We start from the raw sequence: 14429 nt of genomic DNA, 5'->3' as shown, positions 1-14429 counted from the left end.
GTGGGAATTGGCAATACCACAGGAGATCACATGAATAAAATCGCCGTTTTTGGAAAGCCCGGTAGCGGAAAATCGACGCTCAGCAAAGCGCTCGCGAAGTCTACAGGTCTCCCGCTTCATCAGTTGGATTCGATTGTTTATCAGGCTGACGGAGAGCTTACGGATCGCGAAATATTTAACCAGGCGCATCAGCAAATCTTAGCGTCAGAGCATTGGATCATTGATGGTTTCGGCCCGTTGGCTTCGTTCAATGAACGGTTGGAAGCGGCAGATACGTTGGTGTACATCGATCTGCCCTATGCATTGAGCTATTGGCTGGTGACGAAACGCTGTTTGAAAGGCTTATTGGTCAAACCTGAAGGCTGGCCTGATGGCAGTTCTGTTCTTAAAGGCACTTGGCAAAGCTATAAGGTACTTAAGCTTTGTCCTAAATTCTGGAATGATGATTTTTTGAGTCGCTTACAAGTGTAGTCAAATCATAAGCAACTGCACGTCATCAGAACTCTGGAAGAGCTCAATCATTTCGTTCAGCGACATACCCATTCATAGCCACATCTGCGCCACAGAATAACTCTGCGGCGCACTGCCTTGTCAAAAAGATTCTTGCGGCGCATGGGTAGCGCTGCTCTCTGCTGCGCGTTCACGGGTCACCCACCAGCAAATCAGTGAACCCAACGTCACCATCGCCACGCCTTGCCAGAAGCTGGTCCCCAGTAGAACCCCCAATATCAGCGAAGAAAACAGGGTGGAAATCACTGGCGTAAAATACGATAAGGTCGCCAGCAACAGCATATTGCCGCGCAAAATAGCCAGATTCCAAAGCGCATAGCCGCTCCCCATGACAATACCGGTCAATAGTAAACTGATGGTGCCGGTGCCGTTAAATACCAGCGGCCCTTCATCACTGGCCGCATACTGCCCCCAAAGCACCGCCGCCGTCGCCAGAAAAAACACACAGATGGCATTCTGACCGTTGGCAATAATCTTGGTCACATTGCAGTAAACCGCCCAAATAATGGCGCCAAAGAAGGCCATCGCGTAAGTGAGCGGATTAGTCGCGACATTATCGGCGATGAGAGAGACAGACAACCCCTGTTCGCCCGTAATAGTCCAGGCAACGCCGATAAACGCCAACGCGATACTCGGATACACCCAAAGACTGACCGCTTTACGACTGGTGAGAACAGCAAACAGCACCGTTAATGCTGGCCAAAGGTAGTTGATGACGGCCATTTCCAGAGCCTGATGACGCGAGTTAGCCATACCCAGCGCCAACGCAAGACATATCTCATAGCTGACGAACAGCGTACCGCCGATCAAAACATAGCGCAGTGAGAAACCGCGAAACTTGGGAACGCCCATGACACCGAGCAAAAACAGAGACGCCACACTGTAAATCAGTGCCGCACCGCCTATTGGCCCGAATTGTTCAGCGACCGTGCGAGTCAGCCCCATTAAGCAACCCCACAACAGGATAGCTGCAACACCAAACAGGGTATAACGATGACGTGCCAAGATATGCTCCGCGAATACTAGCAGGAAGAGAAGTGCACTGTAGCGGAAAACCTCAGAAGAGAGAAGCCTCCTCACTCGACTTGAGGTAGCGAATAATCCTCGCTGGCGTGCCGCCTACCAACGTATCCGGTGGCACATCGTGATTAACGACCGAGTTCGCCGCAATCACTGAGCGAGCGCCAATCGTCACCCCCTGATTGATCACGACATTGCCGCCGATCCAGACATCGTCTTCCACCACGATTGGCTTGCATACCGTTTCCCAAAGGCGACGGCTACGATGATCCAACGAATGGGAAGCGGTATAGAACTGACAGCTTGGTCCAATCAGCACGTTGTCGCCAATGGTAATCGGAGCGTTATCCAGCATGACGATATTCATATTTAAAAAGGTATGACGACCAATTCGAATCGTCTGACCAAATTCACAATGAAAGGGTGGCTGGACAATACTTTCCGGGCCAAAAGCTCCAAACAATTGGCTTTGCAAACGGCATCGCTCTTGTGCATCGATAGATTGATTGATGCGCACTTTGAGTTCTGTCGCTCGCTGGCTGAGTTCAATAATCGAAGGATCGTTGCCGTCAAACACCTGACCAGCCATCATTTTTTCTCGTTCTGTCATTTTGTTTTCCTTTGCTAAGTTCACAAAGGGTAACGGCTTTTAGTCAGGAAAAAAGAGAAAAACCGACAGTTTGACTTTCCCCTATTTGAGAAGCAAAGACGAAATTGTTGAGATGAGAGCGTGTAGCTGCGTTATTCCCTTAGGCGTCAGCGTCCAAATAAGCCAAACAATGTGCCCTAACACAATGCACAACATGACCAATTGGAACAGCAATGACCGAGGTGAAAGGTTCAGGTGGTATTGCCCAAGCAGTGCACCCGGCCAGCCACCCAGCAAAGACAAAAAAAGCACGGCCGATGCACCTGTTCGTGGCTTGCTGCGTTTTTCTGCTCGTTTGTCTAATGCGTAAATAAACCAAACCAGAATACTGACCGATAGGTAGTAATAACCAACAACCGGCGGATATTCCCAATAGATCACACAGCCGACTAATGCGGCAAAAAACCACATGGCGGTCAGTGACGACCACGGAAACGCACGCACACCATCAAGGTGAGTGGCGCGCCGCTTCCCTTCTTCATCCTGAACAATGCGAAACCGCACTTCTTGTCCTGAGTGGCTTTTCAGATCGACTGAGTTAGACACATCCTGCTGATAAAATTTGATGCGCAACGCGTCGGCCTCCGGAGTAACGTAGCCGTAGCCTTTGTCTGCATACCACTCTGTGATTCGTCCTTTGACCGCCATGATTTGCTGGGTTTTCTATCAACGTGCTTTAAGCATAGCTAAGCAGGCAACAACAGCGAATGCCGCCCAATAAAAAACCGGGCTTTTGCCCGGCTTTTTTATTCAGTGATGATTTCCCAACTGTGGGTCATTTCGACCCCTTTGCCCAACATGAGGCACACCGAGCAATATTTCTCCAGTGAATCGGCGGTGACTCGCGCGACCACTTCTTCGCTGAGGTTTTCACCGGACACAGCAAAGTGAACGTTTACTTTGGTGAACAGACGCGGCGCCGTTTCACGACGCTCTGTCGTCAGTTTAGCCGTGCAGCTACGAACCTTCTCACCCGCAGATTTAAGACCATCCACCACGTCAACTGAGCTGCAACCACCTGCCGCCATCAGCACCATCTCCATTGGTGAAACAATTGTACTGTCGCCCGCACCAAAGATAATCTCTTGTTTTTTATCAGCTTTACCAACGAATTTTAAATCTTCGATCCACGTTACTTCTGCTTTCATAATACTTATTTCCTACTTTATGCAACAAAGCCACTCTATCGAGTGGCTTCTATCTATTTGCTCTTTACCGATGGTATTTAGTTTACCACTGTATTTGGCTAAACCTACCGTTGAACCCATTTCTTCTTTGTTTCAGCAGATCGAACGATCTTATTACTTGATGAAAGAGCGTTGATAGCCTTTGTAAAAACTTGTCGTGATAAGCGTAACTCTTTCTGCAATGCTTCATCTAAGGCTCTTGGCTTAGATAAAGCAGCGTACAACCGTTCTTCGGCATTATCTGCCTTAGATTTTTTCTGCTCAACAGGCAAAGCGACAACTTTTGAGCTTTCTTTCGTCTGAACAGATTCCGATTTAACACTAAATCTATTGCATTGATACTGAAATGCGGAGATTAAATTTAAGTCATTGCTATGAAGCTCAAACACTACTTGCGCGAGTGATTTAAGGTCATAGTGAGCCAGAAATCTCATTAGGTAGGCAATAATACAAAAATCGGCTTGGTTAGCTCCTGATGGATAATCTGAGATGTGCTGATACATTTCTTTTTCACAAAATTGCTCTATGTTATCTGATTTTGAAAAGACAAAAACTTTATCAGATACAGAAGGAGCAATCTTCTCCACACCTTTCAGGCCAACATTCTCAGCATCTACCAGTATTATCTTCATGTTTTCACCTAAGCATCCATGTTGCATATGATTATAGACTTGTTTCCCATGTCGATGAAATCAAATAACTTAGAGACATAAATCCATAAGTATCAAACCATCACAATTGTATTTGACGCAGCTCATACTCTTGAACTCTGTGCTTTCATACAATAATCAACAATGAGCATAATTAATTTTAATACTCGGTAGTATAGGAACCGTCCATGAGGAACATGACTTCTGTATTTTTGACTCAGGAAGATAAGGTAATTGATGCTAATGAGTTCTTAGATTCTTGTGAAGAACAGGAATACTTCCAATTCAGAACCGCAATCGCGAAAAACAGAAAAACAAACCCATTGGCTCTTTGTAATGTTTGTTTTCAACCCGTAGTTTTAAGAGCCACACCGCAAAGAACCACATTCTTTGCTCACGTAAAAGACTCAGAAGACTGCCCAATCAAAACTACCACGAATCTCACAATGGAAGAGATTCAAGCGATGAAATACAACGGTCAAAAAGAGGGACGACAACACAAAGAGGGTAAACAAAGGTTAGCAGAACTGCTCAGTTCAGATCCCCTATTCTCTGATGAGATTCATATAGAAAAAACATTCCGAGAAAAGAACCCTGTTGGTATAGCCAAACACTAGCGTAGACCTGATATTTCAGCACGTTTAGCCTCGGATAACCGAGAAGTCGTATTCGAACTTCAAGTATCGACAACGTTTCTTGACGTTATCATTAGTCGAGAAGAATTCTATAAAAACAACGATGCCTATATCACTTGGGTATTTCTTGACTTTGACTCTGAAAAATTCACAACTCTCGACATAGCCTATGTCAATAAAGCTAACGTATTCGTTTTGGACAATGAGGCAAACCATGAATCCGAGGTTAACGATAAACTGGTCATGAAATGCTACTTCCGACAACCTTACATGACCGAAGAATTGACCAGCGCTCACAAGTGGGTTTCAGAAATCGTGGACTTCTCTTTGCTTAGTTTTGATGAGGCTACTAAAAAAACGTACTTCGTAGATACTGAACAATTGAGAATGCAGGTAATCGAACAAATTAATGATGAAAAGCTTAGACACAAAATCGAACTGCAAGAAAGAAATCGAGCCAGAGAAACTGCCTTACAACAAGAAAGAGATGCACAAGAGCGACTTAATAAGTTAGAACGCTTGTATTCAAATTTTCATGCGCCCAAAACCTACAGAGAAAAAGCTCATCGAAACCAGAAACTATCCTCCGTACCAACGTCAGTCAAATCTGTTGGAAGCGCCTCAATCTGCCGAAAGTGCTTGAACATAGGAAAACCTCGAAAAATGGGTAGATTAACCGTTTGCAGCAGATGCGGGCATGAAATCGATTAAAAACCAACCAATTATAGCTTACCTATTCATAGTTATTCATATATAATTTTCTATAATACAAAAAATTTCATCTATAAGTATCACATTGTAAGGAAGCAACTTGAAACAAGAAAAGCAAACAAATAGTTTGGCAAATAACTCTACATCCAGAGTAAGGAAAGTGGCAAATGTATTTTCCGAAGGAATAATTAGAGAGTTAGAGATATCGGTTAGCTCTCAATGCAACCTAGACTGCATTGGTTGTGGTTTTAATGTTCCTAACCAATTATCTCCTTACAATAAATCAGGTGTAGATGAACATATATCTGCATTAGTAAATTTAAATAAGTGCGGGATAAAAATAAATAAAATTGTTATTGCTGGCGGCGAAGCAACACTGTTTAAAGATCTAAACTCTACTATTATAAAGATAAAATCGCTGAACATATCAAATGAAATTGAATTAGTAACAAATGGTTTATATCCCAAAGGTGTATCTCCTGACTTACTTAACGTCTTGGATAGCATTGTTATAAGTGACTATATCAAAACAAATGCTTTCGAATCAGCATGGATTGATTTTCTTCAAGGCCATAACTTTAAAGGTAATGTTGATTTTAGACGCAAAGATGCTTGGGATGATCTTCTTTCAGAGGTTTTTAACAGCAAAGAAGAAACCGCACGTCATTGGCAAACATGTTTTTATAGGAAGTTCGATGTCACTTTAGAACGCAGCCGTATTTTTAGTTGCTCTCGAATAGCTAAAAAAGGTTGGGATGAACAAGGCTTATTTATTGATGATAGCACTACAATAGAACAAGTTATTAACTACTTATCTGACGAAAAACCCAAAGAAGCTTGTTATTCATGTGCAACAATAAACAGAGAATCAAGTATTAGCGTTGCAGTACAAAGTTCAGGGAATTTAGAAAGAATAGCTGAAAAATCGATACAATATTTAAACGAGAACAATAAGAAATGAATAACAAGCTTTACTTCGTAGTTGGGTTAGAGGGATCTGGTAAAACCACAGCAACAAAAGTTCTTGCTGATAGTGTCGAGGGTGGTGTAGCAGTCCAAACATCATCTCGTTTAATTTCTTTCTTAGAACAAGAAAATACATCCATCAAAGAAATAAACACCCTCTCTACACAGCAACGTGAAGAAATCATTAATAGATTTCACTATCAATTATATTATGATAAAGAAATAAACATATTTTCATTTTTTGATGGACATATGTTTGTGGATAACATTGAAAAAGGAATAAGAATTAAAGCTATGGCTACTGAAAACCGTTCAGTTAGTGATGGATTGATTTTTCTTAATGCCTCATCCTTTCAAATAAACAAAAACATTACGAATGACAATATAAATCAAACACGTTGTCGAAATGTAAAAAAAATAAATAAACTTAAAGAATTATCTGAAATTGAGTTTCAAGCAGCAGAAGATTATTGCTTAAAGAACAAACTTGATTTTGGTTTTTTAAATGCTACTGATAATAACGGGGAGTTTGCAAGTAAGCGTTTCTCTGACATTACATTTTTAAACCACTATTTATTGCCTCAAAATGAGGAGTTAAGAGATAAGTACAAAGATCAGTTTGATTTCGGTCTGAAACCATCATGCCTGAGAGAACGTCACCTTGATATTGGTCGGTTAATAGAACACTCTTTCCACACAAAGATCGATATCAGTAAAGATAACTACCAAGTCATTTCAATGGATCGCTCTGGTAACTTCATTGCAAATGGTTTTGTCCATAACTTCGATGGACAATACTCTACATACCATCAGGGATGTAGTGCTATCGACTTAGTTTCTATGGATAAAGACCTTATTATCATCGACTCAGTAATTGATACTGGTGCGACAATTGAAGACATAGTGGGAAGATTTCCAAGTAACTACAACAAACAGATCCATGTTATCTGTCTATGCATCAATATCAAATCACTTCCTAAGCTACAAGCTCTTAGCAACAAAGTTACTTTCCATTGCTTGGGTTTTTCCAATAAAGAGGATAGACCTACAGGCAAGAAAGACATGGGGGCTCGTTTATATGGTACAAGCAGCTAAATAAAGGACCTTGATGCTTCGGTTGAGCCATTCTTTGGAGTGGCTCTCATCCAGTAAAGAGACTGTTCAATTACAGAATTAATCGTTAAATTTCGGACACCCAGCCATCTCCATTGGGCTTGGCGCTGTTGCACCGCCGTTTCCATCCATCACAATAGAATGGCCCGATTGTGACTGGCCGATAAACTTAAAGTCTTCAACCCACTTAACTTGTGCTTCCATTTTTACTACTCATCTATGCCAGAACTTGGCGTCATAATACCAACATCAGCGAGTTCATCGCTATACGAACCAGAATATAGCCTATCCACACCGCAAACAGGCTGATCGCGCTACCGACTATCAAGAACAGCCCATCACGCTCAATAATCCCCAGTGCAAAAAAGATAATCGCGATGTTCGGCGGGAAGTTCACAAACGGCAGCGGCAGCACTGCGACCGCCGCGAGAACACAGATAATAATACCAATGACACGACGAGCCATCTTATTCGACAGCGGTTCCCAACGCGGTTTGATGTAATGCTCAATGCGTTCAAACCAAGGCAAAAGCTCTTCAATAAAACGAATGGTTTTCTGACGGTGCAGTTTACGTTTTTGAATGATGCGAGGCAGACGTGGTGCCTGAAAACCCAGAGCCAATTGCAGGCCAAGCAGGAAAATCGCAAACCCGGCGAAAAAAGAGATACCAGGAATCAGGCCAGCTAAACTCAGCATGATCAGCAGCGCGCCATAAGAGCGTCGCTTAAGCAGCTCCAGCAAGGTGCCAATCGACAAATAAGGCTCAGGGTGATCTTTTAAAGTTTTAACCAGAAACTCAGAGGTTTTCTCCACGTAGTGATCGCTCTCTTTATTTTGTTGGCCTGACGGAATCAGGCGGATGGGCGCATTATCATTCATCATTCTCGCCTCACGCAATCGAGATTATTGTCTTTACGACAACTTGCCATAATCACTGTTGCGCTTTGTCAGCGCAGATAAAAGAAAACCCCACTAAGCTTTCGCTTAGTGGGGTTCAGTTCTTACTCGCAGCAATCCGGCTACTAATAGGTGCTCCCTGCATCTATTCCTTGATAGTCTGCTGTATCCTTCAGCGCATTCCGTTTCATCGCCGTCCTAGCGGTGTCCCTGTTTCCGTCATCCTGACAGACTTACGCCTTAATCCTTTAGGTTGTCCATCGACCTTCCGTTGTAACCATCCTAGTTAGCAAGCGTCCAGCTAATGTCCTTCGCTTTCCATGCCGACCATTCATCCTGAATAATCGAATCTTCGTCCTGAAGATGACCTGTCCTTGGGTCTTTCCTGTTCCGTGTCTGCTTCCTGCTGACAACTTGAGATTACGACATCGGCGATTTTCAGCAAGCGGCTTACAACACGATAGATATTGAGAAAGTCTCTCAAATCAAATAAAAGTAAATAATTACAATACGTTAAAGTTAAACTTCCGTTTTTGATGATAGTTACAAACGCCGATCTCTCACATCACGTGTAAGAGATCTCGCACAAAGCCAATCCTAAATCATCCCTGTCATCAAAAAGCCCCTCGAACACAAAAGTTGATGGAGCTCTCACTCTAAAAAGCATAATAAGGAAGCAGTCAGGCTGTCTTGGCGGCTGAAGGCCAGATTTTCCTAGACTCACCCTATTAAATTAAGGATATTATTACCGATCTTAATCACATAACTGACAAAACTCACCGCTAACTCTGTTGAGGAAACCACCACATGATTTCTAAATGGGCACAACGCTTTTACCAAATGGCAGAACTTGTTGGCTCGTGGAGTAAAGACCCTTCCACGCAGGTAGGAGCCGTCATTACTAAACAGAATCGCATCGTCTCGGTTGGCTTTAACGGCTATCCACACGGTATCTCTGACAGCGCCAATACTGATGATCGTGACATGAAATATCTCAAGACACTGCACGCCGAAGAGAATGCCATTCTGTTCGCGAAACGAGATCTGGATGGTTGTGAGATATACGTCACCCACTTCCCTTGTCCGAACTGCGCAGCCAAAATCATTCAAACTGGTATTTCTGCCGTGCATTGTCCGGAGCAGTCGGAAGATTTTCTGTCGCGCTGGGGCGACAAAATTAAAGTGAGTCAGGATATGTTCCTACAGGCAGGGGTTAAAGTGAACTGGCTGCCAATTAATGAGCTGCAACCTATCAGCGAAATCAAAAAATAATATGAGCCCTCCTTTTGGAGGGCTTTATTTTTCTACCTACGCTGTCTTTTCAATCTTTCGAATTAAAACAAAAGTTAAGAGCGTTTTTTGACCGTCTCTTAAATGAGACTGAGCGGTAACTTTGCCGTGTTTGTCTGTCGTTTTGACCTGAGTCTGCTTTGTGACAGAGAAACTGGGGCTACAATTCCATTCATAAACCCGATTCGCTGCAACTCGCTTTCTCTGCAGCCCGAGCGCGACTAAAACAGGATCTCTATGGCATCAACGTCAAATAAGGCTGTTTCAGGATTAGGTACGCGTTTTATCATTACGCTGTTGTATCTGCTCGCTGTTTCCGTCATCAGCTACACGCTGCTCACCCAACATCACGTCGCGGTGCACTACTACTATGGCTATCCGGTTTGTATGCTGATCGCTCTGGTTGCCCGTCCGCGGTGGCTGAAAGCATTGGCGTCCATCACTTCTATTGCCGTTATTCTGGTGGGGAGCTATTTTGAACCGCTCAATCTGGATGCGATAGAAGAAGCATTTCTTCTGATCCCCCTGACCTACATCGTGCTCTACCCCGGTTCACTGTGGCCGTTTGCTTCAGCAATCCTGCTGATCGCCAGCTACCTGCAATACCAAAAAGTGGGAACGCCAGCTTTCAGCGAATTCACTGAAGATGCGCTTGAACTGACGGCCATCGCCTTCTTTGCCACGGTCGGTGTCTATTACAAACAGAAGCTGCAGCGCCAGCTGGAACGTTATCGCCGCGACAGCCAGACCGATTTCCTGACTCAACTGGCCAATCGCAAAGCGTTTACCCACGAAACCAAAGAGCTGGAGCGTCACCGTGATCCCACGGAACATTACGCGTTACTGCAACTGGATATTGACGACTTCAAACTCATCAACGACAGCCTTGGCCACCAGCAAGGTGACAAGCTGCTGACGGAACTGGCGAAACGCCTGCGTGAGCTGGATTTTTCGCGGGTGAATCTCTATCGCATGAGCGGCGATGAATTCGCGATCATTCTCAAAGACAAGTTCGACATTCGTTTCTACGCCGATCAGGTGGCCAACTACATTCTGGAAGCGTGCAATAAAGGCTTTAGCCTTAACAACCGTACGTATCACATGACCATGAGTATCGGCATTGCCCTGTTCGAGGATGCCATGCACGACAGCGACATCTGGTGCCGCAATGTGGACATCGCTGTGCTGCGCGCCAAGCAAAAGGGCAAAAATATCATTCAGCATTTTGATGAAGAGCTGATCAGCGAAACGATCCGCAACTACCAACTGGAAAGAGAATTGAGTAACGCCGTCGACAAGCAGCAGCTTGCGCTTTACTTTCAGCCAAAAGTCGACATTGCCACAGGCCAGGTGCATAGCGCAGAAGCGTTGATTCGTTGGCAACATCCCGATTTAGGGTTGGTCAATCCGGAAGAATTTGTGGGTGTGGCTGAAAAGAGCCAGCAGATCATTCCGATTGGTCGCTGGGTGATTGAAACCGCGTGTAAACAGGCCAAAGCCTGGCAACAAGCAGGTCACGAAATCTGTATTGCCGTGAATGTTTCTACGGTGCAGTTTTTATACGATGATATTTTTCATGTGGTGACCAAAGCCCTGCGTGAAACCGGGTTAGATCCGAAACTACTGCAACTGGAGATTACCGAAACCACGTTAATGCAGCAACCGGAGAACGTGTGTGAAACCTGTCAGGATTTACGTACGCTGGGGATACGAATTGCGATCGATGATTTTGGTGTCGCATACTCGTCCCTGAACTACCTGAAACAATTGCCCGTTGATGTGTTGAAAATCGATAAATCGTTTGTTGATGACTGCGTGCACAACCACGATGACCATATGCTGGTGCGTACCATCATTCAGTTGGGCCACAACATGGGTAAAGTGGTTACGGCCGAAGGCGTGAACAACCACAACCAACTGCATTTGCTGGCCATTGAAGGCTGCGACGAATATCAGGGCTACTACTATTCAAAACCGCTCCCTGCGAATCAATTCATTGAACGCATCGAGCGCATCGAATATCCGGAGCCTACGCGACTTCAAGCTCATTAAAAATATCGAATAGCTGCTTTGACTTATACGGTTTGGGCAAATACGCATCCATCCCTGCTTCAAAGCAGTGAGCGATATCTTCATCCAGCACACTGGCCGTGAGAGCGATGATCGGTATTTTCTTCAGCCCTTTTTCGGCTTCCCACTCACGAATTTTGCGCGTGGCGGTAAATCCGTCCATGACAGGCATCATGCAATCCATCAGCACCGCAGAGAACTGGCCGCCCTGAGTAACAATGTCCACCGCTTCCTGACCATTGCTGACAATCACATATTCCAACCCTGCTTTCTCGAGAAAAAACGTCGCGATTTTCTGATTCATCAGATTGTCTTCGACAATCAGAATGCGGGAAGTGCTATCAGCATCGACCGTCAGCAAAGGGCGTTCCTGATTAAGCGACGCTTCGCTGGATACTAACGGCATGCGGATCATCCGCTCGAAACGGCTGCCCAAAAACGGCAGTGTGATTCGGCCATTCACCAGTTCAGCCACTTCTTTATTGGTGAAGAGATGGTGCTGCAACATGATGAGTTTAGCGTGTGGAAAACGCTGTTTAAGTACCGCAATATCTGCGCGGCAGCTTTGCGCCAGACTATAGCAATACAACACGTTCACCACACTGCTGGTAAAGGCTATTTCAGCCAACTGAGCAACCGTGTTGGTTTCGACCAGATCCAGCCCCAACCGTTGACACTCACGGCGAATCGCCGCGGAATAGTTGGAATTGTTGTTTACCAGCAACGTGTATTCGCCCAAGGCCGCGATAGCGGGCTGCTCCGTTGGCAAATCCACCGGAATAATGAACTCAAACTGGCTGCCCAACCCCTTGGTGGAATGAACCTGAATTGAGCCATGCATCATCTCCAGTAGTTCGTGACAAATCGCGAGCCCCAGCCCCGTGCCGCCATACCGGCGCGTAATGCTGCCATCTTCCTGAGTAAACGGCTCAAAAATCGTTGCCAGCTTACTCTTCTCAATGCCTTTGCCCGTATCTGTCACACTGCACCGAATCATCGGAGGGCTTTGGTCGAGATAGTTCACCTCTACATTGACGTAACCATCCTGGGTAAACTTCACCGCGTTAGAGAGCAGATTCATCAGGATCTGCTTCACCCGATATTCATCCGCAATCACCAATTCAGGCAACGCAGGATCGAGCTGAATATTTAACGCAATATGCTGGCTGACCGCTTTTGAGTTCACCATGTTGACGGTGTCATACACCATTTCCGAAAAATTGAAGCTGTTGGGGTTAAGCGTAAGACTGCCCGCCTCGATTTTCGACAAATCGAGAATGTCGTTGAGCAGCATCAGCAACGAGTGGGAAGAGGTATCAATATCGGCTAAGACTTCACTCTGGTTCGTGTTGAGGCCTGTGGAGGCCAGTATCTCCGTCATACCGATAATGCCGTTAAGCGGAGTGCGAATCTCATGCGACATGTTAGCCAGAAAGAAGCTCTTGGCGCGGTTCGCCGCAACCGCCTCTTCTTTGGCGTGAATCAGTTTGGCCTCATGGGCCTGCATTTCCTGCACAATATGATTCAGGCTGCGACAGAAATCTGAAAACTCATCGTTCCCGTCAATCGGGATCTGCTTTGCGCTGTCACGTTGCTCGCGCAAACGTCCCATGGTGTCGAGAATGCGGTTGAGTTTGGATGAGATGCGATAAAAGGTGCCAAGACCCAGAATCAGCAGCAGCACGAAGACCAATGCAACGCCTGCGCTAATCGTTGTGATACGCTGCGTATCGCTGGCAACACGTTGTTCAATCTGCCGCGAAAGATGGTCGGAAAAACCCATGAATAGCTTTTGCACCGCCGCCTGGCGATTCTCAATTGACTGCACGTATCCGGTCAACTCTTGCGGTGTCACCTCCTGATGCAATATTTTATCGCGCACCAGTGCCCCTTGTCTGAAATCTTGCTGCGCGAAGAGTTTGACGATTTGATCGAGCTGTGCGGTACTGGCACCGGTATCGATAAAACGCTCCAGATGTTGCTGTTCCCGTTCTGCTATCTGAAAATACTGACCCAACTGCTGCTGATCAAAATTCCCCGTTTCCGATACGCCGCGAATAAACCACACTTCACGCTGCATCCAGTAGAGAAACCAGCTCAAGTCGTCATACACCACATCCAGCGTATGAATCTCAGACGGCGCCTGATGATTACTGCGTTTTTGAATTTCCACCAACAGTTCGTAAATCAGATCAAACGACCACTGACCGTAATCTTCCATATTGGAAGCCGACGCCGAGTTAACCTCACGCGCAAGGTTTTTAAGTTCTGCTACGTTGTTTTTGATCAGCAGTCCTGAGTTACCGATCAACCCTGTGTACGTCTGCGTATCGAGCAAACCATTCACGGCATTCAGTTCCTGATCGAGTTGCGCAAGATAGGGCTGAATATCATCGCCATTGGTGCGACCAATCATGGTTTGATACATCAGATGCGTCACATTGGTGATGTGACTGAGCATGGTGATCTTTTCTGTGATCACACGATAGGACGACAATTGTGACTGAAACTGGCCGAAGAGATTCCACGTTCCCCAACCAATCACAAGCATCGGCACTAAACAAAGCAGCATCAGGCGAGTTTTTATCGAGAAGCGAGAAGCAGTGCGCATTCCTAAACCTTGATTGTGAAGAGAGCTAGCCTATGGTTAAAGAGTAGACAGTCTTCGCACCGTTTGCGTCCATAATTTCAAGAAAGTTGAGTCAGTTAGGTTAAGGAAAACCATTTTTG

The 14429-nt window shown here is 45.2% G+C and carries 13 protein-coding genes and 2 pseudogenes; 7 read left to right on the top strand and 8 right to left on the bottom strand.

Annotated features, from left to right (window positions below; genetic code table 11):
• Window positions 1-30: 30 nt before the first annotated feature.
• Window positions 31-549: pseudogene (locus LGV68_RS08795) on the top strand (adenylate kinase).
• A gap of 42 nt (window positions 550-591) precedes the next feature.
• On the opposite strand, the gene yddG reads toward LGV68_RS08795, so the two are convergent.
• From yddG to LGV68_RS08770, 5 genes are all read right to left on the bottom strand, one after another.
• The gene (yddG, locus tag LGV68_RS08790) at window positions 592-1515 is read right to left on the bottom strand and encodes an aromatic amino acid DMT transporter YddG (RefSeq protein ID WP_252536562.1); all 924 of its coding nucleotides are present in this window, start codon (window positions 1513-1515) and stop codon (window positions 592-594) included.
• Window positions 1516-1567: 52 nt separating this feature from the next.
• A complete protein-coding gene (locus tag LGV68_RS08785) occupies window positions 1568-2140 on the bottom strand; it encodes a sugar O-acetyltransferase (protein ID WP_100267889.1) in 573 nt (190 codons plus the stop codon).
• An 81-nt stretch (window positions 2141-2221) separates the two neighbouring features.
• Window positions 2222-2827: a DUF1294 domain-containing protein gene (locus LGV68_RS08780; RefSeq protein WP_024375354.1), complete on the bottom strand. Its 606-nt coding sequence runs from the start codon at window positions 2825-2827 to the stop codon at window positions 2222-2224.
• A 98-nt stretch (window positions 2828-2925) separates the two neighbouring features.
• On the bottom strand, window positions 2926-3327 hold the full coding sequence (locus LGV68_RS08775) for an OsmC family protein (protein ID WP_252536560.1): 402 nt from the start codon (window positions 3325-3327) through the stop codon (window positions 2926-2928).
• Window positions 3328-3431: 104 nt separating this feature from the next.
• Complete coding sequence (locus LGV68_RS08770) at window positions 3432-3998, bottom strand: hypothetical protein (RefSeq protein WP_252536558.1); 567 nt, start codon at window positions 3996-3998, stop codon at window positions 3432-3434.
• Between the two features lie 215 nt (window positions 3999-4213).
• Here LGV68_RS08770 and LGV68_RS08765 point away from each other — a divergent pair, with 215 nt between their 5' ends.
• The 4 genes from LGV68_RS08765 (at window position 4214) to LGV68_RS08750 (ending at window position 7423) form a co-directional block, all read left to right on the top strand.
• Window positions 4214-4633 (top strand): hypothetical protein, encoded by a 420-nt coding sequence (locus tag LGV68_RS08765; protein WP_252536556.1) that lies wholly within the window; start codon window positions 4214-4216, stop codon window positions 4631-4633.
• 12 nt (window positions 4634-4645) lie between these two features.
• Window positions 4646-5362: a DUF6035 family protein gene (locus LGV68_RS08760; RefSeq protein ID WP_289781663.1), complete on the top strand. Its 717-nt coding sequence runs from the start codon at window positions 4646-4648 to the stop codon at window positions 5360-5362.
• Between the two features lie 100 nt (window positions 5363-5462).
• Window positions 5463-6323: a hypothetical protein gene (locus LGV68_RS08755; RefSeq protein WP_252536554.1), complete on the top strand. Its 861-nt coding sequence runs from the start codon at window positions 5463-5465 to the stop codon at window positions 6321-6323.
• The gene (locus tag LGV68_RS08750; RefSeq protein ID WP_252536548.1) at window positions 6320-7423 is read left to right on the top strand and encodes a phosphoribosyltransferase; all 1104 of its coding nucleotides are present in this window, start codon (window positions 6320-6322) and stop codon (window positions 7421-7423) included. The genes LGV68_RS08755 and LGV68_RS08750 overlap by 4 nt, the downstream gene beginning before the upstream one ends.
• 105 nt (window positions 7424-7528) lie before the next feature.
• Here LGV68_RS08750 and LGV68_RS08745 read toward each other — a convergent pair.
• Window positions 7529-7645, bottom strand: a pseudogene (locus LGV68_RS08745) (osmotically inducible protein OsmC); the annotation flags it as partial.
• Window positions 7646-7676: 31 nt separating this feature from the next.
• Window positions 7677-8324: an exopolysaccharide biosynthesis protein gene (locus LGV68_RS08740; protein ID WP_202642906.1), complete on the bottom strand. Its 648-nt coding sequence runs from the start codon at window positions 8322-8324 to the stop codon at window positions 7677-7679.
• An 822-nt stretch (window positions 8325-9146) separates the two neighbouring features.
• On the opposite strand from LGV68_RS08740, the gene LGV68_RS08735 reads away from it, so the two are divergent.
• Window positions 9147-9611, top strand: a complete 465-nt coding sequence (locus LGV68_RS08735; protein ID WP_252536546.1) for a cytidine/deoxycytidylate deaminase family protein — start codon at window positions 9147-9149, stop codon at window positions 9609-9611.
• A gap of 255 nt (window positions 9612-9866) precedes the next feature.
• The gene (locus LGV68_RS08730; RefSeq protein WP_202659517.1) at window positions 9867-11681 is read left to right on the top strand and encodes a bifunctional diguanylate cyclase/phosphodiesterase; all 1815 of its coding nucleotides are present in this window, start codon (window positions 9867-9869) and stop codon (window positions 11679-11681) included.
• Here LGV68_RS08730 and LGV68_RS08725 read toward each other — a convergent pair.
• Window positions 11659-14310 (bottom strand): ATP-binding protein, encoded by a 2652-nt coding sequence (locus LGV68_RS08725; RefSeq protein WP_222735536.1) that lies wholly within the window; start codon window positions 14308-14310, stop codon window positions 11659-11661. The two genes, LGV68_RS08730 and LGV68_RS08725, sit on opposite strands and share 23 nt — an antisense overlap.
• Window positions 14311-14429 lie beyond the last annotated feature (119 nt).

This window comes from Vibrio sp. LQ2 (genome assembly GCF_023920125.1).
Taxonomy (GTDB): domain Bacteria; phylum Pseudomonadota; class Gammaproteobacteria; order Enterobacterales; family Vibrionaceae; genus Vibrio; species Vibrio fluvialis.
Note: the sequence above shows the minus strand (reverse complement) of the source record. Positions and strands in the feature narration are given on the sequence as shown.